The sequence below is a fragment of the Pseudomonas abietaniphila genome, from assembly GCF_900100795.1.
Lineage (GTDB): Bacteria > Pseudomonadota > Gammaproteobacteria > Pseudomonadales > Pseudomonadaceae > Aquipseudomonas > Aquipseudomonas abietaniphila.
The window spans coordinates 722,447-743,779 of record NZ_FNCO01000002.1; the positions used below are offsets into that span (position 1 = coordinate 722,447).

General features: G+C 59.0%; 19 protein-coding genes and 1 tRNA gene. 3 read left to right on the forward strand and 17 right to left on the reverse strand.

Features of this window, described 5'->3' with window-relative positions:
- Window positions 1-87 precede the first annotated feature (87 nt).
- Window positions 88-972, forward strand: coding sequence for a LysR substrate-binding domain-containing protein (locus BLS87_RS06660; RefSeq protein ID WP_074751261.1), 885 nt, complete (start codon window positions 88-90; stop codon window positions 970-972).
- Window positions 973-1,051: 79 nt separating this feature from the next.
- On the opposite strand, the gene cynS is transcribed toward BLS87_RS06660, so the two are convergent.
- From cynS to BLS87_RS06720, 12 genes are all read right to left on the reverse strand, one after another.
- Entirely contained in the window at window positions 1,052-1,501 is a 450-nt protein-coding gene (gene cynS, locus BLS87_RS06665) for a cyanase (protein WP_074751263.1), read from the reverse strand.
- 47 nt (window positions 1,502-1,548) lie between these two features.
- The gene (locus BLS87_RS06670; RefSeq protein ID WP_074751265.1) at window positions 1,549-2,472 is read right to left on the reverse strand and encodes an ABC transporter ATP-binding protein; all 924 of its coding nucleotides are present in this window, start codon (window positions 2,470-2,472) and stop codon (window positions 1,549-1,551) included.
- Complete coding sequence (gene ntrB / locus BLS87_RS06675) at window positions 2,462-3,313, reverse strand: nitrate ABC transporter permease (RefSeq protein ID WP_074751267.1); 852 nt, start codon at window positions 3,311-3,313, stop codon at window positions 2,462-2,464. Before ntrB ends, BLS87_RS06670 begins: the two co-directional genes overlap by 11 nt.
- 12 nt (window positions 3,314-3,325) lie before the next feature.
- Window positions 3,326-4,723, reverse strand: coding sequence for a CmpA/NrtA family ABC transporter substrate-binding protein (locus tag BLS87_RS06680; protein ID WP_074751269.1), 1,398 nt, complete (start codon window positions 4,721-4,723; stop codon window positions 3,326-3,328).
- A 27-nt stretch (window positions 4,724-4,750) separates the two neighbouring features.
- Window positions 4,751-6,082, reverse strand: a complete 1,332-nt coding sequence (locus BLS87_RS06685; RefSeq protein WP_074751271.1) for an FAD-dependent oxidoreductase — start codon at window positions 6,080-6,082, stop codon at window positions 4,751-4,753.
- Complete coding sequence (locus BLS87_RS06690) at window positions 6,079-7,224, reverse strand: acyl-CoA dehydrogenase family protein (RefSeq protein ID WP_074751273.1); 1,146 nt, start codon at window positions 7,222-7,224, stop codon at window positions 6,079-6,081. Before BLS87_RS06690 ends, BLS87_RS06685 begins: the two co-directional genes overlap by 4 nt.
- 60 nt (window positions 7,225-7,284) lie before the next feature.
- Window positions 7,285-7,833 (reverse strand): OsmC family protein, encoded by a 549-nt coding sequence (locus BLS87_RS06695; protein ID WP_074751275.1) that lies wholly within the window; start codon window positions 7,831-7,833, stop codon window positions 7,285-7,287.
- A 251-nt stretch (window positions 7,834-8,084) separates the two neighbouring features.
- Window positions 8,085-9,674: a sigma-54 interaction domain-containing protein gene (locus BLS87_RS06700; RefSeq protein WP_074751277.1), complete on the reverse strand. Its 1,590-nt coding sequence runs from the start codon at window positions 9,672-9,674 to the stop codon at window positions 8,085-8,087.
- A gap of 196 nt (window positions 9,675-9,870) precedes the next feature.
- The gene (locus tag BLS87_RS06705; RefSeq protein ID WP_074751421.1) at window positions 9,871-10,692 is read right to left on the reverse strand and encodes an alpha/beta fold hydrolase; all 822 of its coding nucleotides are present in this window, start codon (window positions 10,690-10,692) and stop codon (window positions 9,871-9,873) included.
- A 207-nt stretch (window positions 10,693-10,899) separates the two neighbouring features.
- Window positions 10,900-11,247, reverse strand: coding sequence for a hypothetical protein (locus tag BLS87_RS06710; protein WP_074751279.1), 348 nt, complete (start codon window positions 11,245-11,247; stop codon window positions 10,900-10,902).
- A gap of 280 nt (window positions 11,248-11,527) precedes the next feature.
- Window positions 11,528-11,603, reverse strand: a tRNA-Asn gene (locus BLS87_RS06715).
- Window positions 11,604-11,760: 157 nt separating this feature from the next.
- Entirely contained in the window at window positions 11,761-13,152 is a 1,392-nt protein-coding gene (locus tag BLS87_RS06720; RefSeq protein WP_074751281.1) for an aldehyde dehydrogenase family protein, read from the reverse strand.
- 152 nt (window positions 13,153-13,304) lie between these two features.
- Here BLS87_RS06720 and ptrR point away from each other — a divergent pair, with 152 nt between their 5' ends.
- Window positions 13,305-14,204, forward strand: a complete 900-nt coding sequence (ptrR, locus tag BLS87_RS06725; RefSeq protein ID WP_074751284.1) for a putrescine utilization regulator PtrR — start codon at window positions 13,305-13,307, stop codon at window positions 14,202-14,204.
- Window positions 14,205-14,214: 10 nt separating this feature from the next.
- Here the strand turns inward: ptrR and BLS87_RS06730 are convergent, their stop codons facing one another.
- Window positions 14,215-14,415, reverse strand: coding sequence for a YbdD/YjiX family protein (locus tag BLS87_RS06730; RefSeq protein ID WP_074751286.1), 201 nt, complete (start codon window positions 14,413-14,415; stop codon window positions 14,215-14,217).
- Between the two features lie 236 nt (window positions 14,416-14,651).
- On the opposite strand from BLS87_RS06730, the gene BLS87_RS06735 reads away from it, so the two are divergent.
- Complete coding sequence (locus tag BLS87_RS06735; RefSeq protein ID WP_074751289.1) at window positions 14,652-15,377, forward strand: ribonuclease T2 family protein; 726 nt, start codon at window positions 14,652-14,654, stop codon at window positions 15,375-15,377.
- Between the two features lie 157 nt (window positions 15,378-15,534).
- Here the strand turns inward: BLS87_RS06735 and BLS87_RS06740 are convergent, their stop codons facing one another.
- The 4 genes from BLS87_RS06740 to BLS87_RS06755 form a co-directional block, all read right to left on the reverse strand.
- Window positions 15,535-15,813 carry a DUF2790 domain-containing protein gene (locus tag BLS87_RS06740; protein WP_074751291.1) on the reverse strand — a complete coding sequence of 93 codons (279 nt, stop codon included), beginning with the start codon at window positions 15,811-15,813 and terminating at the stop codon, window positions 15,535-15,537.
- Window positions 15,814-16,168: 355 nt separating this feature from the next.
- The gene (locus BLS87_RS35470) at window positions 16,169-17,113 is read right to left on the reverse strand and encodes a hypothetical protein (RefSeq protein ID WP_482211655.1); all 945 of its coding nucleotides are present in this window, start codon (window positions 17,111-17,113) and stop codon (window positions 16,169-16,171) included.
- Between the two features lie 663 nt (window positions 17,114-17,776).
- Entirely contained in the window at window positions 17,777-18,670 is an 894-nt protein-coding gene (locus BLS87_RS06750; RefSeq protein WP_482211656.1) for a lytic transglycosylase domain-containing protein, read from the reverse strand.
- A gap of 123 nt (window positions 18,671-18,793) precedes the next feature.
- Complete coding sequence (locus tag BLS87_RS06755) at window positions 18,794-21,154, reverse strand: type III effector HrpK domain-containing protein (RefSeq protein ID WP_074751292.1); 2,361 nt, start codon at window positions 21,152-21,154, stop codon at window positions 18,794-18,796.
- Window positions 21,155-21,333 lie beyond the last annotated feature (179 nt).

Consider the following 21,333-nt stretch of genomic DNA (forward strand, 5'->3'; position numbering starts at 1 on the left):
AGCCTCAGGTCGTTATGCTGCCAATGATCCTGCAGGTTCCAGCGAGACACAAACGCAAATTCCTGCCGCTATCGATGACTTTTGTGAATGAATTACCGTCACCTTACCCCTTCTATGTCACTGCTGCTGGCCTTTGAGGCCGCTGCGCGCCATGAAAGCTACACCCGCGCCGCTGTCGAGTTGTCCCTGACGCAAAGCGCTGTCAGCCGCCAGGTTCAGGCCCTTGAGCAGCAACTCGGCCTGACGCTGTTTCGGCGCGAAGGCCGACAGGTGCAGCTGACCGACGTCGGGCGCCTGTATCAGCGTGAAATGAGCGAAGCCCTGGGCCGCATTCGCAGCGCCACCTTGCAGGCCATGGCGTATCAGTCCGGTGGCGGTACGCTTCGGCTGGCCACCTTGCCGACCTTTGGTTCGAAGTGGTTACTGCCGCGTCTGCATGATTTCTACAAGACTCACCCCGGCATGCTGGTGCACATCAACTCGCGCATCGACGCCATCGACTTCGAAACCAGCGGCATCGACGCGGCCATCGTGGTCGGCACCCGCGATCTGCCGGGCCTGATCAGCCACCGCCTGCACGCCGAAGAACTGATGGTGATCGTCTCTGCCCACGTTGCCGACACCCATGCCATCTGGACACCCACGCTGATTGCCGAACAGCGGCTGCTCACGGTCGCCAATAACCCCAACGTCTGGGGCGACTGGTTCAGCCATCACCATCTGCCCCATCGCATGATGCGCCTGGGCGCCAGCTTCGAGCTGACGTCACACCTGATTCAGGCGGTCAGGGCGGGCATCGGCATGGGCCTGGTGCCACGCATTCTGGTTGCAGAAGAGCTGGCGAGTGGGGAGCTGATCAGCCTGGACTTGCCCTTCGCCAGCCAGCGCAACTACTACCTGACGTACCCGCCACGCAACGAGATGCTGCCTTCTCTGCAGGCGTTTCGCGCGTGGCTCTTGGAGCAGATCTGAGTGGGTGAGAGATACGTAACGACGCGCTCTACCCGCTACTGCCAGCGATTAAGCCATAGCGCCCCGAACCAGTCTGCCGTCAGTAACTTTTGTACGGCAAAAACTTGCCCGACAAGACGACATTGACCCGGTCGCCCTTCGGGTCCTGTTCGCGCTGGATATCCATCGAAAAGTCGATCGCACTCATGATGCCGTCACCGAACTCTTCGTGGATCAGCTCCTTGATCGTGGTGCCATAGACGTTGACCATCTCGTACCAGCGATAGATCAGCGGGTCGGTTGGCACCGCAGTCGGCAAAGAGCCCTTGTAGGGAACGACCTGCAACCAGGCCACCGCCTCATCCGAAAGCTCAAACACCTTACCGAGTGTCTCGGCCTGCGCTTTGTCGAACTTCATCTGCCCCAGGCAACCGGCAGTCGTCCACTCTTTGGACAGGCCGATGGTCTCTGCAACGTCACACCACTTCAGGCCCTTGCGAACCTTGGCGGCGAGGATCAATTGGGTGACTTGGTCGCGATTGGAAATCATGGAAAACCTCTCTGATTGAGTTGTGCAGCTAAAGGGTTAAACGGTGCTCAGGCGACAATTCGCAGTTTCGAATCCGACGGGTTATCAGGCCCTGGAGGCGGACTGTCGTCGGGCAAGCCGGGATAAACGATCAATGGGTCAGTCAACGTACCGGATTGCGCGTTTTGCTCCTGAATCGTTTTGGAACGACGCACTAGGAAATCCACCAGGTGGTTACGGATGCGATAGAACTGCGGGTCATGGTGGATGGTTTCGCGTGAGCGATCACGTGGAAGGGTATTGACCACGATCTCCGCGATACGGGCGTGAGGGCCATTGCTCATGAGCATGATCTTGTCGGCCAGAAGAATCGCCTCGTCCACATCATGGGTGATCATGTAAACGGTCTGCTGGGTAGCCGAACAGATGCTCAGCAATTCGTCCTGAATGACACCGCGGGTCAACGCATCAAGGGCGCCGAAGGGCTCATCGAGCAGCAGCATCTGGGGTTCGACCGAGAACGCACGGGCAATGCCGACACGCTGCTTCATGCCACCCGACAGTTCGCTGGGCTTCTTCTGCCCTGCCCCTTTAAGCCCGACCATCTCCAGGAAGCGTTTGCCATGTTCAGCCACCTGGGCCTTGGACCAATCGGGATGACGGGAGCGCACGGCGAACGCAATGTTCTGATCCACGGTCATCCAGGGCAGCAGCGCGTGATTCTGAAACACTACGCCGCGGTCCAGGCTGGGGCCGAAAATCTCGCGACCGCCCATCACCACGGTGCCGCTGCTGGCCTCATCAAGGCCGGCGAGGATGTTCAGGATGGTGCTCTTGCCGCAGCCGGAGTGGCCGATCACACAGACGAACTCGCCACGCTGGATCGAGAAACTGATGTCTTCGAACACCGGGGGAAGGTCAGGCCGATAACGCTTGGTGAGCCCTTCGACCTTGACGAACGCAGGCGTGCGGCTGGTGGTTTCATTCAGCATAAGTCACCTTCTTTTGCAGGGTGGCGAACAGCAAATCCAGGAGCATGCCCATCACCCCGATCATGAGGACCGCGAAGATCACGTTGGACAGCGACAGGTTGTTCCACTCGTTCCAGACGAAGTAGCCGATGCCAGTGCCACCGATCAGCATCTCGGCGGCGACGATCACCAGCCACGCAATGCCCATGGAAATCCGCATGCCGGTGATGATCGTCGGCGCGGCGGCAGGCAGCACGACCATGAAGGCTTTTCTGAGCGGGCTGACTTCCAGGGTGCGCGCCACGTTGAGCCAGTCCTTGCGCACCGCTGCCACGCCGAATGCGGTGTTGATCAACATCGGCCAGACCGAGCAGATGAAAATCACGAAGATGGCCGAGATCGACGAGTCCTTGATCGTGTAAAGGGCGATGGGCATCCAGGCCAGCGGCGAGATCGGCTTGAGCACTTGTATGAACGGGTCGAGCGCGCGATACAGCAGTGGCGACATACCGATGGCAAAGCCCAGCGGTATCGCCACGAGCAGAGCAATCAGATAACCCACCGCCACCCGTCCCAGCGAATAGGCCAGTTGAATACCAATACCCTTCTCGTTAGGGCCTCGGTCATAGAACGGATCGCTCAGTTGCTTGAACGCCAGCGTCGAAAACTGCACAGGCGTCGGAAACCCGCTGACTTTGCGCTGCTCGCTGCTGACGCTTTTGCCCATCAGCACAGCGTATTCTTCATCCATCGCCACCTTTGCCGACTTGGCCACCGGCAACGTTGCCATCTGCCAGACCAGTACCAACATCGCGAGCATCGCCAGTGACAACAGAGCAGCCCTGAACCTTAGTGTTTTCATCGAAAGCTCCTCTTACGCGCGCTTGATGGCGAAACCATCGAGATAGGCCTTGGGTTGAGTAGGATCGAACGGGCGGCCCATGACCGAAAACGCCTTGTAGCCCGACAACGGTTCGGCGCTGGCCTCTCGCATATCCAGCTCGTGCATCTGGCGGCGAGCGTCAGTCATCAGGAACACCTGCTCGGCGATGCCGTTGAAATCCATATCGCCCTTGATATAGCCCCAGCGCTTGAGCTGGGTGAGCATCCAGGTCGCCATCGAATACCAGGGCATCGGATCGAAGTCAGAGCGCCGCGGATCGTCCTGCACCACACCCAGCCCATCGGCAAATCGACCGGTGAGCCCTTGGCGAATGACGATTTCTGGCTGGTTCAGGTAATTCGGCGTGGAGATGGTTTGCGCGATCATCGTGCGATTGGCCGGGTCGCGTGCCGTCGCAGCAGCGTTGAGAATGGCCCGGTACAAGGCAGCAAAGGTGTTTGGGTTCTCTTCAATGAATTTCTGTGACGTGCCAAACGAGCAGCAAGGGTGACCGTCCCAGATTTCTTTCGAGAGGATGTGGATGAAGCCGATCTCGTCGTACACCGCCCGCTGATTGAAAGGGTCGGGGCCCAGAAATCCATCGATATTGCCGGCCCGCAAATTGGCGATCATTTCCGCAGGCGGAGTGACTCGAAGCTGCACGTCGCGGTCAGGATCGAGGCCATGTTCGGCCAGGTAATAGCGCAACAGGAAGTTGTGCATCGAGAACTCGAACGGAATGGCAAACTTGAAACCCTTCCAGTTACGCGGATCGCGGTTGTCCTTGTGTTTGAGCGCCAGGGTGATCGCCTGACCGTTGGTGTTCTGAATGCTCGCAACGCGCATCGGTTGAGCGTTGGAGCCAAGACCGAGCGAGATGGTCAGCGGCATCGGTGCGAGGAAGTGCGAGGCGTCCAATTCACCGTTGAGCATGTTGTCGCGAACCAGCGCCCAGCCTGCGGTTTTTTGCAGCGTGACGTTGAGGCCCTGCGCCTTATACAAGCCCAGCGGGTCAGCCATGATCAGCGGCGTCGCGCAGTTGATCGGGATAAAGCCGATCTTCAGGTTTTTCTTTTCCAGCGCGCCGGGCTTGTCTTCTGCCATGGCCTGCATTGCTTGAATCGGCAACAGACTGTTGATGGCTGCCATTGCTGCGCCGATGCCCACGGCCTTCAGAAATCGGCGACGGGCGTTGTCGTTGGGAAACAAGGCGCGGATCGCGGCGGCCTCAACGAAATCCCGAGACAAGGCTTCTGCATCTTGCCCGCGTGCCATGCGGGCACTTTCGGCACCGGCATCGTGCGCCTGTTGGCTGGCGTGCTGTCCGCAGGTGCAGCCCGACAAGGTCGAATCGGTGCCGTACGGGCGGTAAAAGTTGTCGTCGCTCATGCCCAGTGTCCTTGTGGAAAGTGAGGGTCAGGCCGCTGCCTGTCCAACTTGCAATGTGGAGGCCATGAGGCCGTCGAGGTCCTGCTCCATCCGAAGATGCCCCTCGCCTTGCTCGACGACACGCCACGTCCCGGCAGCTGACGGCAGGCCGCGCAGTACGATGGGCAAAGAACGTGTTTTCAGACGGATCACCGGTTGCACGTGGACGTAGCCCGCGTGTGCCTTACCCAGCAGCGCATGGGCAATTACGTTGGCCTGCAATGAAATCGGCTCCACGAATCGGCACGGCAGACCCGCCAGGCTGATGCAATCGCCCAAAGCGTGAATATCAGGATCGCTGGTCATCAGGGTGGTTGGATCGACCTGAATGCCCCGGTCGAATGCCAGTCCGGCGTTGTGTGCCAACCGGCCATCAGTGATCAAGCCCGTCGCAGCCACTACCTGATCGAATTCGAATTGGCGACCGCACTCCGTTGCCAGCCTCTTCACACCGTTCGATGTGCCCTCGATACCTGCCACTTGCACACTGCCGACGAACATGATGCCCAGGCGTTGCTGGCTGCTCAGCAACAGCTCCGCGGCGAGGTCAGGCAACAGCCCTGTCAGTGGCAACGGATTGCGATCGATCAGGGTAACGCTGTGCCCTGCCCGGGCGAAATCTTCCGCCAGTTCACACCCCACCATGCCGGCGCCGACGATGGCAACACGCTGAGAACGCTGGCTCAAAAGGGTCTGCAATCCCGACCATTCGTTGAGGCTGTTGACGCGCCAGCACAAGCTTGGTGGCAAGGCGGCCGGCAGTGCCGGGCGAGCGCCCTGCGCCAACACCAGCTTGGTGTAATTGAGGGTGCCGCGGGTGGTGCGCAACTGATGCAACGCGGGTGTAAGCCCCACCACCGACGTTTCGGTGTACAACCGCACGCCCAGCCGAGCGGCAGCGTCATGGGCGGTCTCACGCACCAGGGATTGCGCGGTCTGGCCACGACTGACCGCCAGTGACAGCTCCGGCTTGTGATAACGGTTGCCGTTGCAGGCGCTGATCAGAGTAACGGGCACCGAACCGTCCAGTTCGCGAATGGCCTCGACCATCGCCCAGCCCGACAGACCGCCGCCGACCACGACAATCCCGGTGCCGCGATGGGCGCTCGGAACGTGGCTCACTGCCTCGACTTCACGTTTGACGAACAGCTCAAAATCAGTCTTGGTCACGCCACACAGCGGACATTCCCAATCGTCCGGTATGTCTTCGAAACGGGTGCCCGGCGGCAGGCCGCTGTCCGGATCACCCAGTTCCTCGTCGTAGATCAGCCCGCAGGCGCGGCAGATGAATTGCAGCCAGGGTTTGGTCAGCGCGCTCATGCTGGCAGCTCCTCTTTCATCAACCGCGCCATTTCCCAGCGCAGGTGCTTGATGGCGGGCGTGACGATGGCGACGAAATGGGCTTCACGGATTCTGCGCTGCGGGGCGGCACTCATCCGGTAGCCACGAGCGCCCTGGTGCAGCAAGGCCGACTGCGAGGCCTTGAGGGCCAGCTCAGCGCCTTGCACCCGCGCATCGAGTACGTCGAGCAAATAATCCTTGCTGGTTTCGTACGGCGTCCGGCATAGCTTCAGCACCCGGCTGTTGAGATCGTCGAGTTCAAACTGCAACTCGTCCGGGCCGTTGTGCAGGAACTGATTGACGTGGCCAAGCGTCGATTCGACCTCACGTATCGAGTCGATGCTGCCTTGGGTCACGCCGGTGGCCATCCCTGACTGAAGCAGGATGAACGCGCCACGGATGCGCTGAATGAAAGGTCGCGCAGGATCGGCAATCAGGTTGTCCTGCGCAACAAAGTAATCGACCAGCCGGATACCAAAGGTGCTGGTGCCTTCCATGCCGGAAAACTCCGGGCAGGTCTTGAGTTCGACACGCTCATCGATGTCGAGCATGAACATGATCTCGTGGGAGATCGAACCGTCGTCTCGTTCCACACCCGCGATAGCGCCGCAGTATTGGCCACGGTTGATGTGACTGACCCACGGCAAGGCGCCGTTCACCACATAACCCCCAGCGACTTTGCGGGCCCGCAGGATGAGGGTTTCGATACCCGCCAGGGCCTTCATGGGATTGGAGAGCGCCGTACCACCGAAAGTGAGGCCTTCGGTATGCGCCTCCAGGCGGCCACGAAGCGCTGTGTTGTCCGACTGATCCATGTACAGGCCGCAAACGTCATGGCACCACATCAGAAACCCAGTCGAGCCGCAGCTGCGACTGGCCTCGTGCATGCTGCCAATGGCGACGTCGAAGCGATTGCCTTGCTGCTTCAGATGCGCCGCAAACGCGCCTGCCTGTCCGAGGGTTGCCATGATATCCGCCGGGTAATGACCTTCATCGATCCGGTGTGCCGCCTGCGCCAGCGGGCCAGCCGCAATGCGACTGACTTCACTAAGCACCTGTGCGTCGTCGCTCCAGTCTGCGGTGCGTCCCGCAGCGGCGAAAGCAACAGCAATGTTGTTCATGGCAACTCCTCCCTCAGTGGTGTACGTCAACCGTGGTGCGCTTGATCCAATAGCCGACGATCACTCAGCCAGGCTGATGCTGAACGGAATCGGATTGCGCAAGGTGTTGGCCATTGGCGAGGCGAGGTTCGCCAGGCGGACGATTTCATCGAGGGTTTCGCGGGAAGCATCGCCTTCCACCAGCACTTTCACGCGGATGTCCTGGAAGCCCATTTCCAGCGGCTGTTTTTCCGCACCACCGGCACCCCACGCGGAGGGGTTGCCGATGTCGCCTTCCAGAAACACTTCGAGTTTGCTGAGTTTGACGTTCATCCAGGTGGCAACAGCGGTGATGCCCACGGCGAGGCAACCGCCGAGGCCGGACAAGATGATTTCGCCAGGCGCCGGCGCCGTGTTTTCGCCAAACAGATGCAGCGGCTCATCGACCACGACGGGGGTGTGATCGCCCACATAGCTGAGGGTGCGGAACATGCCTTGAGTGACCGTATGAACCTTGTTGGTGCCACGCATCTGAGGATTGTTGCGGCCCTTCTCCGCGAAAGCCTCAAGGCCTGTGCGATCGATTGGCTTCAGGTAGGTGGTGACGGTTTGGGCGGTTGCAGTGGACATGTTTGATCTCCATTGGACTTGAACAGTGAGCCTGCCGGGAACGCAGTGCTCTTTCGCCAATGGACTATCGCAACGGCTGTGCCAATGCTCGGCAGCGCAATTAAAATAAATTATTTATTTTATAAATCATGAGCTTGAAGTTGATCAATTATTTAACTGGCGCAGATGAAGTCTTTAAAAGCCAACTTCAATCCACCTACAAATTGTCGACATTGTTAACAATGTCGACAATTTGTAGGCCGGGCTCGCTTCTAGAAACCCGCTCTTTTCCAGCGGTAATTGAATTGCCGGGCGGTCATCCCCAGCACTTGCGCCGCGCGGGATTTATTCCCGCCACAACGCTCGACGGCCTTGCGCAGCTCATCGGGCGAGTGGGAACTGGCGGACACATAAGGCCGTATCAGATCATGCTGATGAGGCGCGTTCGGCGGACCGCTTGCGTCACCCGGAGAGGAACTGACCTGTTCGAGCGTCGGCAGAAAACGCTCCACATCCGCTGCGCTCAATACAGCCCTGTCGGCCAGCAACACCATGCGTTCGATCAGGTTCGAAAGCTCGCGAATATTGCCTGGCCAGTCGTGTAGCTGCAGACGCTCAATGGCCGTGGCATCGAAGCTAACGTTCCGTTGATTGGCCTGATTTATCCGGTTGAGGAACTGCAACGCCAGCGCGGGGATGTCGCCTCGCCGACCGGCCAGGGTCGGCAGCAGAATGGGGATAACGTTGAGGCGATAGTACAAATCCTGTCGAAAAACGCCTTGGCTCACCTCGATGGCCAGGTCGCGGTTGGTCGCGGCCACCAGCCTTACGTTGACCTTGACCTCTCGTTTTCCACCCAGGCGGGTGATCGTGCCTTCCTGAAGTGTGCGCAGCAGCTTGGACTGCATCGACAACGGCAACTCTCCGATCTCATCCAGAAAAATCGTGCCGCCGTCCGCCTGTTCAAACCACCCGGCTCGGGCACTGTTCGCGCCCGTGAAGGCTCCGCGTTCGTAGCCAAACAACTCGGATTCGAAAAGCGTGTCGGGTATGGCCGCGCAATTGATCTTGATGAACGGTTTGTCCTGCCGGGGGCTTGCGAGATGCAAGGCCCGCGCAAACAGCTCTTTGCCTGTGCCCGACTCGCCCAGCAGCAACACACTGGCGGTCGAGTTAGACACGCGTTCCAACTCCGAAACGGCCCTGAGAAGCTCAGGGGAAGTCCCGACAATGCCGTATCGATTGGTACGGATTTCCAGAGCGCGCGCCAGTTGTTGATTGCGCATCTCCAGGGCCTCGGTTTTCTCTTTGACGTAGGTCCGAAGATGCAGAATCTGCCCGGCCATGGTCGCCAGGATTCGCAGAATGCTTAGATCATCGGTTAGCGGTCTTGCACGCATACGGATCCGGTGCGTGGCCAAAACGCCTATCACCTTCTGCCCGATCATGATCGGCAGTGCAATGTAGGAAACAGGGCCCGGTGGCAGCTTCGAGCGCTCGACCACACGGCCAAGGAAAGACGGTTCTTTGTCGATGTCCTGCACGATGATCAACTGCCCACGCGCCAGTACGCGCCCGGTGATCCCTTCCTCCAGCGCGTAAACCCCTCGCTTGATTTCATCGCGCGTCAATCCGTAGGCATAGCGAATGCACGCCTGCCCCGCCGCTTCGTCAAAGAGCACGATACGGCCGCGATTCAGGCCCAGAAGTTCGGAGAGCAGGTGCAGCATTTCGTTGAGCACTGTGTCAGACGCCAGCTCCTTGCCCATCAACCCCGTGACCTGTTGCAGCAGGAGCATTTCCTGTGAACGCCAGAACGACGGTGATGCTTCGAAGTCCTGCTCAGCAGTGGCGTTGTCCAATCACGTATCCCCGATTTCGGCCTTCATCTGCGTCGATGATGACGCCGAATATCGCATCTGACCATGGCAGATTTATCAGGCTCGTTGCTTCGCCAGCCAACATCCTCTCCCCGTCAGTCTCATCGCCCGCCAGTAACGACAGCGATCGAGAACGTGAATGAGCCCTTCAGCAACACTGAGAAGGGCTCGTGGTGGCTCAGCGTTTGATAAACGCCAGGAGATCCTCGTTGATGACCTCAGGATGAGTGGTGCACATCCCGTGGGGATACCCTTTGTAAACCTTGAGTGTCCCGTTTTTGACCAGCTTGATGGACAGCTCGGCAGAGTCGGCGATGGGGACGATCTGATCGTCATCGCCGTGAAGGATCAGTACCGGCACGGTGATCTTCTTCAAGTCTTCGGTGAAGTCGGTTTCCGAAAACGCCTTGATGCAGTCATATTGGGCTTTCGCTCCACCGATCATTCCCTGGCGCCACCAGTTGCCTTTCACCCCTTCCGAAACCTTGGCACCCTCGCGGTTGTAGCCATAAAACGGTATCGGCACCTCCGTGTAGAACTGGGCGCGATTGGCGGCCAGCGCTGAGCGAAAGCCATCGAACACTTCCATCGGCAGACCGCCAGGGTTTGCAGCCGACTTGACCATGATCGGAGGCACTGCGCCGATTAACACCGCTTTCGCCACGCGGCCAGCACCGTGCCGGGCGACATAACGCGCCACCTCGCCACCGCCGGTGGAATGACCGATGTGCACGGCGTTGGTCAGCTTCAGATGAGCCACCAACTCAGCCACGTCCACAGCGTAAGTGTCCATGTCATTACCGGTGGCGGTTTGCGTGGAGCGCCCATGCCCTCTGCGGTCATGGGCGATCACACGGTAGCCCTTGGAGACGAAAAACAGCATCTGGGCATCCCAGTCGTCGGCACTGAGCGGCCAGCCATGGTGAAACACGATCGGCTGACCCGAACCCCAATCCTTGTAGAAAATTTTAGTGCCGTCAGTCGTGGTAAAGCTTGTCATGTCGGTGGGTTCTCCAGCGGTGTGCGGGGCTGTTGCGGCTTGAGCGACACTGCCGCCCACCACCATTCCAGAAAGCGAGCTCGCGGCCAGTACGGTCGCACTCACCTTCAACATTTGTCGGCGTGAACTCGATGGCGTTTCATGGGTGTCAGACACACTACCTCCCTCTTTCGGCGATGCACGAAAGTCAGACTAAGAATGCGGGTTCTAGAAAAAGGTGTCGAAGGCGGCGTGATTCGGCTTGTCTTCAAACACACCAGCCGTACGTTCGTCCTGGCACACGCGAATGGATAAAAGCGCGTTGCTGGCAATCAACCCATCGAACAAAGGCTGAAATACCCGCTCGACGCTCATGCGCATGGAGTCCTCGCTCAGCCACACGCCCTGAATGATCCAGCGACCCAGCCCGGGGGCGTCGCTGTGAAGCTGACAGTCCACGCAGCCAGCGTCGTCGTTTGCCAGGTCTACCGAGTCTCTGAGCAGCTGGCCGCAATCGGCCAGGAGGTGTTCATGCGTGTGAACCAGAACGACTCGGGATGCGGATTGAACGTTCATAGAGCTCTCCAGGTAACGGCTGCGCTTCCACCGACTGCTGAGCGGCGTGTGGATGTGATTGGCCTGCTGGGTATCATCGGTCGCCCGGTCGGTGGCCGCTATCGTCGATTCGGATACCGGGTCTAAACCTTCGTATGACGCACAGGCGCTCGTTCCCGCTCGGGAAAGGCGATGGCGCGGGAGATTTCGGGATCAGGAGAGGCCGGCACAGCGCATGAACGGCTGGCTGACAGAAACAAAAAAGGCCAGCGCAATGCGCTGGCCTTTTCAGTGTTTCGTTTGGCTCCACGACCTGGACTCGAACCAGGGACCCAGTGATTAACAGTCACTTGCTCTACCAACTGAGCTATCGCGGAATGCCGGCTATCTTACTGTCTGAAAAACAGATGTCAAGCAACGAAGTGAAAAAATTAGCAGGATAATCAGGTGTTTAATGGATCAAGCGCCTGTCAGACGAAGACGCCCCGTGCGGCACTCACCGCACGGGGCGATCATTCATCGGATCAGTCCGGCTTAACGACGATCCAGCCAAACGGTCTGCGCGTTGCAGAATTCGCGGATGCCGAAGTGCGACAACTCGCGACCGAAACCGCTTTTCTTCACGCCGCCAATCGGCACGCGGGCATCGGACGCTGTGTAGCCGTTGATGAACACGCCGCCGGTTTCCAGGCGAGAGGCGATGTCGCGCGCTTTTTGCTCGTCCGCGGTCCAGACGCTGCCCGCCAGGCCGAACTCACTGTCATTGGCCAGTTCAACCGCATGCTCGGCGTCCTGGGCGACGATCAGCGACGCGACCGGGCCGAACAACTCTTCCTTGAAGGACGTCATGTCGGGGGTCACATTTGCCAGGATGGTCGGCGCGTAATAGTTGCCCTCACCTGCCAGCTTTTCGCCGCCGAACAACAAGGTCGCGCCTTCGCTCACGGTTTTCTGTACCTGCGCGTGGAGCTCATCACGCAGGTCATAACGGGCCATCGGTCCGATGTAATGTGCTTCGACCAACGGATCGCCGACCTTCAATGCCTTGACCGCCGCCACGAATTTCTCGGTGAACGCTGGCAATACGCTCTCTTCAACGATGATGCGCTTGGCGGCCACGCAAATCTGACCGCTGTTCTGATAACGCCCGACCGTTGCCGCTTTGACGGCCTCGTCGAGGTCCGCATCGGCCAGCACGATGAACGGATCGGAGCCGCCCAGTTCCAGTACGCACTTCTTCAGCGCTGCGCCCGCCTGAGCGGCGATCGCAGAGCCTGCACGCACGCTGCCGGTGACCGCGACCGCCGCAATGCGCGGGTCGGCAATGGCCGTGGACACGCCTTCGTTGGTGACGTTGATGACCTCAAAGACACCTTCCGGCAGTCCGGCTTCCACCCAGGCATCGCGCAACAGGTACGCACAGCCCATCACGTTCGGCGCGTGCTTGAGCACGTAGGTGTTGCCTGCAAGGATCATCGGAATCGCGCCCCGCAGCACTTGCCAGATCGGGAAGTTCCACGGCATCACGGTCAGGATGGGGCCCAGCGGCAGATAGTCGATGTACGCCTTGTCATTTTCCACCGGGGTCTTTTCCGGCGTCAGCATCGCGGGGCCGTTTTCGGCGTACCACTCGCAGGTGACGGCGCACTTTTCGACTTCACCACGGGCCTGACTGATTGGCTTGCCCATTTCGGCGGTGATCATCTGTGCCATTGCCTCGGCGTTGTGACGCAGGGCCGTGGCCATCTTGCGCAAGTGTTCGGCGCGCACGCTGACTGCCTGCTTGCGCCAGAATTTGAAACCTGCAGCGCTGCGCGCCAAGGACTGCTCGAGCTCGGCGGCTGTTTCGAACGGGTATTGGGCAAAGACCACACCCGTGGCAGGGTTCAGCGAAATGGCGTGGGTCGCAGAGGCGTGTTTGGACATAACGAAATCCTGTTGAATGGGCGTGATCTTCACCGTCAGGCGAGCACCCGTTGCTGAAGTCTTGAGGCCACGATAGGCTTTCGACCAAATTTCCGATAATGAATAATTATCAAAAATACATTCTCGATTTGAGAAAGACTGAGGCTTCTCTTATGGACCTGACCCAACTCGAGCTGTTCAAGGCCATCGCCGAAGAAGGCAGCATCACCGCCGCCGCGCAGCGTTTGCACCGCGTGCCTTCGAACCTGACCACGCGCATCAAGCAACTGGAGCAGGAACTGGGCGTCGATCTGTTCATTCGAGAGAAGCTGCGCTTGCGGCTCTCGCCCACCGGCTGGACGTTTCTCGATTACGCGCGGCGCATTCTGGAACTGGTCGACGAAGCCAGACAGGCGACCTCAGGTTCGGAGCCGCAAGGTGTGTTTTCGCTGGGTTCGATGGAAAGTACGGCAGCGGTGCGTATCCCTTCCCTGCTGGCTGAGTTTCATCAGCGTTATCCGAAGGTCGAACTGGACCTGTCGACCGGACCTTCAGGCGACATGATCGACGGCGTGCTGTCAGGTCGGCTCAGCGCGGCGTTCGTCGACGGACCGTTGCGGCATCCGGAGCTGGAAGGAATCGAATTGTTCGAGGAGGAAATGCTGCTGATCACGGCCGCAAGCCATGAACCGGTGACGCGTGCGCGGGATGTGAGCAGCAAGACGGTCTATGCGTTTCGCCAGAACTGCTCCTACAGACGCCATTTCGAAGCCTGGTTCAAAGCGGACCTGGCAACACCGGGCAAGATCTTCGAGATGGAGTCCTATCACGGCATGCTCGCCTGCGTGACCGCCGGCGCCGGTGTGGCGATGATCCCGCGCAGCATGCTGGAAAGCATGCCGGGCAGCCGCAATGTGAACGCGTACCCGTTAAGCGAAGCGTTTCGTTACCTGAATATCTGGCTGACGTGGAGGCGCGGCGTACGCTCACCCGCATTGAATGCCTTCATCGATCTGGTGCAGACGGCCGTACACGAAACATCACCGCCCGTCCCTCCATCAATCCCGGCTTGACGTCCGGTCCTCAGCAGCAACGCGCATTGCATTGGCGCTGACTGTAACGGGCCTTCTCGCGTTCACGGAAGAACGCTTCGTAAGCCATCACGGGCTCATCCGGGTGATGCGTGGCCATGAACGCAAGGTACCCGTCGTAGTCGGGCATGCCCAACATCAAACGCGCAGCGCGACTGACACGTGCAACGGCAGCAAAGGTTTTAGTGAACATGGGGAGACCTCGTGAAAGCGATGCCACCAGAATGCGCTCGATCACGGGATTTTGCACGGAGCAGAACGCACTCATCTTCGCCGTATCAGAACGCAGCAGCCTCTGCACGCTGCCTACCGGTAATCGCGACGGCTTATCGCCATATAGCCTAACGGACTGTCATTTTTGACAGGTTCGCCCTTCAGTGATCAGGGGTAGGCTGAATCACGGACTGGAATGACGCGAGGAAGCGGACGATGAAGCTGAAGACAATGCTGGGGGCTTTTGGCATGGGGCTATCCTTTTCGGCCACGGCCTTCGCGCTCGACGTGAATGAGGAAACACCGATTCTCGAAAGCGGTGCCGACCACTACGATTATCTTGTCTACGCCATGACCTGGCAGCCAACCTACTGCCTGCTAAATGCCTGCAAGACGACACCCAGGTCCGAGTTTTACACACACGGCATCTGGCCTTATCTGAAGACAACCCCTTCCAGCCAGAACCGACATCCAGATTCATGTACCCAATCAATCGGCTGTACGCAAGACACAGCCTGCGCACTCACAGAGGCGAACATTGCCGACGCGAAAGCTATTCCGGGATTCACTCAAATCGTGACTGACAACCCGGAAGGATTGATGAAGCACGAATGGCAGAAACACGGCACTTGCTATGGAGGTTCCTCGCTGGACTACTTTAAAGACTTCATCAATCTTCGAACATTCGCGACCTTTGATGAACATGCGTTCGGAGCACTCATCGGCGTCGAGGGTGGAACGACGCTATCGGACATACAGACATTGTTCCCGCCCAATACGTCCTATCGGTGTGCAACGTACAAAAATGAGCAGTACCTGTTTGAAGTGTTCTATCTGTTGAATAAGGACAGGACCGGGGCACCTTACATCGACCAGAGCCTACAGATTGGCACCGCCTGCGATCCTGCAAGGAAGATTGTCATCCCGACTGCGCCCAGTTGATCATCTGAGGCACCTTTACTCTCTCAGACTCAAGAGTGGAGACCGGATCTTTCACCTATACCGTTGAAGTCTCAGCGATTGCGCGGGCATAAAAAAACGCTGCATTAAATGCAGCGTTTTTGTGTGCGGCTATCAGCATAAATCACTACCAGATCGTTTAGCCGTTCTGACGGCCGTAACCCATGGTGGTGTATTCCAGGCTGTGAGTGACGCCCGAACCGTCCACGTAGATCATGGTGGATTTAACCAGGCCGTCGACTTTTTCAGGGTCTTGAGCGGTTTTAACGCTGGTGACCTTGGCAACGTCGATGCCTTTGTGACGGTTGTACTGCTCAACCTGAGTCAGAGGCTGTGCGCTGGACTGGGTGTCAGCGAAGGCACTTACGGAAGCGAATGCAGTGAAGACGGACAAGGCTGCGAAGGCTAAAGTTTTCATTTTAAATCTCCAGAAGTGGGTGTGATTCTTAAGTAAGCAAAGCGTATGTTCGTTTGCTTGGGGCTGATTCTTCACCATTGTTCTCGAGAGGGTAAATATTTACGGTCGATAAGACACATTAGCGGCGTTGATATAAGAAGATTGTTTCATTCCGAGCAACAGACTGTTGTTGCAAATGATGGCGACGCTTTAATTGGCGTGCGCACATCACTGCACTGCAGGTGCGCACCGTTAATACATGACTGTTTATAACGACATCGAGCAGTATTGAGCCCGCTACCATTACTTATGACGTCGAAAATGCCAGGCAAAGAAAAAGCGATCACCCTGCGAAGGGTGATCGCTTCAGGTGTTGCTATTTGGTGAGTCGGTCGTAGTCCATCTCACCTGCCACTTCACGGAAGTTCATGTGGTCCAGCGGACTGGCTGCGGTACGCCCGGCACCGACCTTGTCGGAACCGTCAGACGCCAGCCCGCGCTCAGGCTTGCCGTTGGCGGCAACCGCATTGGCGCCGACGTGATCGGCACCATCTGCCGCGACACGATTAGCGCCGACACGGTCTGCGCCGTCGGCCGCCACACGGTTAGCGCCGACACGATCTGCGCCGTCAGCTGCGACACGGTTAGCGCCCACGCGATCTGCGCCATCGGCCGCTACACGGTTAGCGCCAACGCGGTCTGCGCCATCGGCCGCTACACGGTTGGCGCCAACACGGTCTGCACCGTCGGCCGCAACACGGTTAGCGCCAACACGGTCTGCACCGTCAGCTGCGACACGGTTAGCGCCAACGCGGTCTGCGCCATCGGCCGCTACACGGTTGGCACCGACACGATCTGCACCATCGGCCGCAACACGGTTAGCGCCAACGCGGTCTGCGCCATCAGCCGCTACACGGTTAGCGCCAACGCGATCTGCGCCGTCAGCTGCGACACGGTTAGCGCCAACGCGGTCTGCGCCGTCGGCGGCGAGTTTCGCGGCACCCACATGATCCGCGCCGTCAGATGCTGTGGCATTGGCGCCAACATGATCGGCGCCGTCGGCTGCCACACGATTAGCCCCCACACGGTCTGCGCCATCTGAGGCGAGTTTGCTGGCACCTACGTGGTCAGCGCCATCGGCGGCTGTCGCGTTTGCCCCGACATGATCCGCGCCATCTGAGGCTGTTCTATTAGGGCCGACTTTCTCGGAACCGTATTCCGCAACCGTCTTGCCCTCGTTCACATCTGAGGCTGCATACGCAGCCGACACGCCCAAGGCCAGCACGGAAACCGTCAGGCCCCAAATCATTTGTCTCTTCATAACCGATTGCTCCAAGTGTCATGTCGGTTGATGTGAGCAAGATGCTCGGATGGTTGCCTACCTCGGCACTGTTGTCTTCCTGGACCTTCCATAACTTACTCTTTTAATGAAGAACGCCGAAAAAGGCTCAACTGCCTGCTTAACGAGACAGTCACCCAATCCAGTTGAACCGAACGGTTAAATAAAAACAGCGATCACGCCTTCAGAACAGGATAGTCCTCGTCGGGCCGTCACGCCCGTCTTTACAGGACGATCCGCCGGATGGCTGCTGATCATATCCTTTCCAGTTCGATCCAGCGCCGGGTTATTAGTTCGCCAGTTATCAATAAAAGCACGATCAGGCAAGTTCAGCCAATAACACCAAAGTATGGAATGACGAGTAAGAGAACATCGGAGCGGGGAAACGGAAACCTGCGATATCGCACCGAATAAGGGCATGACAGAACCAACTAAACGAAGGGCCGTCACACGTCAGTGGCAAGTACTTGATTCGTGAAGAATTTTATAAAAACCTGTCGGGATTCGGAGCTAGGCGTTGAACACGCGGCAGCGGGCAACAATAGGGCATGGAATGGAGACGGCCGAAAACTTGAAGCCGTCGTAACGTTGTACTCAGCGCACAGGCTGAACGCGACGTCAGACGGCTTCAAGGCAGTGAATCGATCAGCCCGGCAATTGCCCCTGACCGCTCTCGATGATTTTTGCGAAATTCATGACGTTATCCACGTACTGGGGATCGCCTACGCCGCCTGCGTCGGAGAGGTTGCTGCTGACTTTGTCAGGCCCCGAGTTATAGGCCCGCAGCGCTGACCCCCAATCGCCAAAGGCTTTCTGTTGATCACGCATGTACAAGGCGCCCGCCATGATGTTGTCGTGGGCGTTGTTCACGTCAGCGTTGCCGAGCAGCTCAGGATTTTCTTTCTTGAGACCCGCAAAGGTGTCGGCGTTGACCTGCATCAGGCCGGCATCGGTCTTGCCGTTGACGTTGGTGGTGTCCTGACCCAATTGCCCGCGTGATTCGGCCCAGATCTGTCCGGCAATAATGCTCGGTGGTACGCCGGTCGCCTTGGAGGCATCCATGATGTCGGAGCGGTACGGCTCCAATTGCTTCGGCAAATGCAGATCGCCCGACCCCGAGAGCGACGTATCACCCGGGACCGCGCTGGCGGCGTTGCTGGACGGAGCGCCTACGCCCCCGCTCCCGCCATTGCCGCCACCGCCGCCCGCGCCATCAACGCCACCGTTGCCACCACCGCCTTGAGCCGCCAGATTTTGGGGATTGGGCTGATTGCTGTTGTTCTGCGTGAGCATCTGCAACAGCGCCATCAACAGACTCATGATCTGTTGAACCATGCCAGTCTGGCTGTTATTCCCCGCCAGCGGGCTGGCCGCGTTGGCCTGGGGATCCTGACTGTTGGGCGGCGCGAAGTTGACCTGGGACTGGGTGGGGTTGGCGAAGAGCAACGTGCTTGGGTCAATAGAGTGTTGGCCGCCGCCACCGCTCAGTGCACTTGGCTGCCCATGTTTGCCGCTCAGGGACGAGAAGTCCGTGGGCATGGCATTCGGATCCTGTAACGGGCGAAGCGACGAAACACCGATACTCATGATCGTTTACCTCTTTCAGGTCAGGGTTATGAATCAGCGTGTTGCAAGTGGAGAACCGTATCTGCACGCCCCCCATCAATGCGCCTTGGGAATGCCGAACTGCTCAAGCGTCGGGTCGACGTTGTGGTCGAAGGCTTTCTGCGCTTTGTGTTTCTTCACCGCTTCGATGATCGCGGAGATACCGAAACCCAGGCTCATGGCGGCGTCGGCGATCCAGCCCACTACCGGGATAGAGGCGCCGATCGCGGCGCCTGCCGCCATACCGACCGCTTCACCGGCGACCATGCCCGCCACTCGACCACCGACTTTTGCGGCCACTTCACCCAGCCCCGCGCGGCCGGCGGATTTGGCCACAGCGTCATAACCTTGCTTGGCCGCCGACAAGCCGGATTTGGTGCTGTCGTAAATGGTTTTGGCCGCATCGGTTTTGTCGCCACGGGCGAGCATGTCCGAAACCGAAGCGAAACCGGCGACCGAGCGCAACGCCCCTGGCCCCATTTGCGCGGCGACCTGCAGGGCCATCGAAGGCGCGTGATCCTTGTCGCCTTGGGCGTCGTCAAGCAGCTTGCGTCCGCTTTTGGACGCCTGCAGTTGCGCGAGCGTCGCATCGACGTAGTGCGCTTGCTGCCTCTGGACAAAGCCTTGGGGCAGGACGCTGTCGTAGGCCGCCTTCTGTGCGTCGGCAGCGTTGAGGGCGTCGGCGGCGTCGGCTTTTTTCTGATTGAGCAACTGCTTTACCGCGCCGCCTTCGCTGAAGTTGCGCACGTACGAGTCCTGCAACTGTCCCTGAAGATCAGGCCGATTGCCGAGCACCTGGTCGGCGGTCGGGACTTTCGCGTCGTCGCCCAGCAGGTCTTTCTGCATCTGCAATTGCGCCGACAACCCACCGATTGCGCTGCTGTAATCCGCGTTCGGCTTGTCTTTGCTGGTCGCCTTGTCGGCGGCGGCCATGTCAGTCTGCAAGGCCTGGCCACTGTTGACCTTTTGCATCTGCTCGTTGACGGCTTTTTGCAACTGCGGCGTGCTGCCGACCAGTGCACGCGACTGCTGGGGAATCTGTTTGTCGAGAAACGCCTGGACGTCAGGATCGGCTTGCAACTGGCCGATTTTTTCGTTAAGCGCATCTTCGGTTTTCTCGGTCTTGCGCAGATCATGACCGGCCACCACGCTCTGCCGGGTCTGTTGCAACTTGACCATCACCGCGGCTTTCTGCTCGCCGGTGTAGGCCGAGGAATGGTCGAACACATCCTTGTCCAATTTGCTGATGTCGGTGTTGGCGACCGAATTCAGCGTGGCTGCGTCGCTGAGCACACTGGCGAATTCGCCTCCGTTGGTGGGCGCCTGCTTCTTGATCCAGTCGCTGATATTACTGGCGCTGAACAGTTTGTCCGGGCTGTGAGCGGCAAGAGAGCGCCCCTCGAGACCGCCTTGGTCAATTTGCGTCAGGAAGCCGGGTTGCGACCAGGTTTTTGCCGACTGCCTGAGCGCGCCTGCCAACCCGGGGTTGTCGTCCTGGATCGCCTTGAGGCCATCGGCACTGGTGAGCCCATCGACTTTCGTCTTGCCGTCAGCGCCCTGCGCATGTTTCGGATCGGCCGCTTTGGTCAACGGTTCATTGGCGCGCATCAACGCTGCGCTGCGCACCAGTTCCAGCGACTGGGGATCAGCGTCGGGATGATCTTTCTGATACTTGGCGACGTCTTTGTCTGCGCTGTCGGCGGCTTTCTGCATGTTTTTGGCGAACGCATTGAGGTCGCCGTCGGTGATCTTGCCATCGGCCTTGCCGCCATGTTTTCCGGTGTCGACGGCGGTTTTCAATGCCGGGTTGGCGTTGATGAAGTCCATCGCCTTGGCCCCATCGGAGCCTCCCTGCGCCGCCATGCGTGCAGCGGCGATGGGTCGGTTGAGCTCCTTGGCGGCCTGTTCTCGCTGGTCAGGCGGCAGATTCGCGACCATGGGTGCCCAACGCTCCAGTTCCTTGGGCGAGGAGTACTTCGAGTCATCCAGAAAACTGGCCTCTGAGGCTTTGGGTGCGCCAGCAGGCTGTGTGGCATCGGCGGGTTTGCTCGCGTCGGCCGGTGTGGCTGCGCTCACATCGTTGACGGTGCTGGGTTGTCCCGGCGTTGTTGTGCCCTGAGCGGGCGTCTTCGCAGGCAACGTCTGGTTGCCAGGGGCCTCCGTGCCGGGTTGTGTCTGGGCGTTGCCCTTGAACAATTGAATCAGCAGCGACAGCAACTGCGTATCCGTGGACTGGGCCGGGCTCTGCGGTGGCGTGCCGGTGGCGCCGAACTGCACATTGGGGTTGGCGGCTCCGCCCTGGGCCAGCAGCATCTTGGGTGCGTTGAGGGCTGCGTTGCCGAGGGTCGAGTGCTGGATCGAATCACCGCTGTCGGGTTGAGGCGCGATACCGCTGTAGGGACTGTTCGAAATACGCATGGGGGTCGCCATCCGGGAATGAAGGATGGCAACTGTGTGGTCGTTGACGGCGGGCGGTTCCGCTCAATGTTTCGATCTATGTCCATCTTGAGACTGCCGGCAGTGCCCTGTCGCAGATGCAGTGCCTGCGAAACCACCGCGCCAGAGCACTGCAACGCCTCCATCATTCTGGTTAATGA

Bases quoted from the DNA above. Each gene is read 5' to 3' on its own strand.
- BLS87_RS06660 (WP_074751261.1), top strand. From the start codon at position 88: ATGAATTACCGTCACCTTACCCCTTCTATGTCACTGCTGCTGGCCTTT.
- cynS (WP_074751263.1), bottom strand. From the start codon at position 1,501: ATGATTTCCAATCGCGACCAAGTCACCCAATTGATCCTCGCCGCCAAG.
- BLS87_RS06670 (WP_074751265.1), bottom strand. From the start codon at position 2,472: ATGCTGAATGAAACCACCAGCCGCACGCCTGCGTTCGTCAAGGTCGAA.
- ntrB (WP_074751267.1), bottom strand. From the start codon at position 3,313: ATGAAAACACTAAGGTTCAGGGCTGCTCTGTTGTCACTGGCGATGCTC.
- BLS87_RS06680 (WP_074751269.1), bottom strand. From the start codon at position 4,723: ATGAGCGACGACAACTTTTACCGCCCGTACGGCACCGATTCGACCTTG.
- BLS87_RS06685 (WP_074751271.1), bottom strand. From the start codon at position 6,082: ATGAGCGCGCTGACCAAACCCTGGCTGCAATTCATCTGCCGCGCCTGC.
- BLS87_RS06690 (WP_074751273.1), bottom strand. From the start codon at position 7,224: ATGAACAACATTGCTGTTGCTTTCGCCGCTGCGGGACGCACCGCAGAC.
- BLS87_RS06695 (WP_074751275.1), bottom strand. From the start codon at position 7,833: ATGTCCACTGCAACCGCCCAAACCGTCACCACCTACCTGAAGCCAATC.
- BLS87_RS06705 (WP_074751421.1), bottom strand. From the start codon at position 10,692: ATGACAAGCTTTACCACGACTGACGGCACTAAAATTTTCTACAAGGAT.
- BLS87_RS06710 (WP_074751279.1), bottom strand. From the start codon at position 11,247: ATGAACGTTCAATCCGCATCCCGAGTCGTTCTGGTTCACACGCATGAA.
- BLS87_RS06720 (WP_074751281.1), bottom strand. From the start codon at position 13,152: ATGTCCAAACACGCCTCTGCGACCCACGCCATTTCGCTGAACCCTGCC.
- ptrR (WP_074751284.1), top strand. From the start codon at position 13,305: ATGGACCTGACCCAACTCGAGCTGTTCAAGGCCATCGCCGAAGAAGGC.
- BLS87_RS06730 (WP_074751286.1), bottom strand. From the start codon at position 14,415: ATGTTCACTAAAACCTTTGCTGCCGTTGCACGTGTCAGTCGCGCTGCG.
- BLS87_RS06735 (WP_074751289.1), top strand. From the start codon at position 14,652: ATGAAGCTGAAGACAATGCTGGGGGCTTTTGGCATGGGGCTATCCTTT.
- BLS87_RS06740 (WP_074751291.1), bottom strand. From the start codon at position 15,813: ATGAAAACTTTAGCCTTCGCAGCCTTGTCCGTCTTCACTGCATTCGCT.
- BLS87_RS35470 (WP_482211655.1), bottom strand. From the start codon at position 17,113: ATGAAGAGACAAATGATTTGGGGCCTGACGGTTTCCGTGCTGGCCTTG.
- BLS87_RS06750 (WP_482211656.1), bottom strand. From the start codon at position 18,670: ATGCCCACGGACTTCTCGTCCCTGAGCGGCAAACATGGGCAGCCAAGT.
- BLS87_RS06755 (WP_074751292.1), bottom strand. From the start codon at position 21,154: ATGCGTATTTCGAACAGTCCCTACAGCGGTATCGCGCCTCAACCCGAC.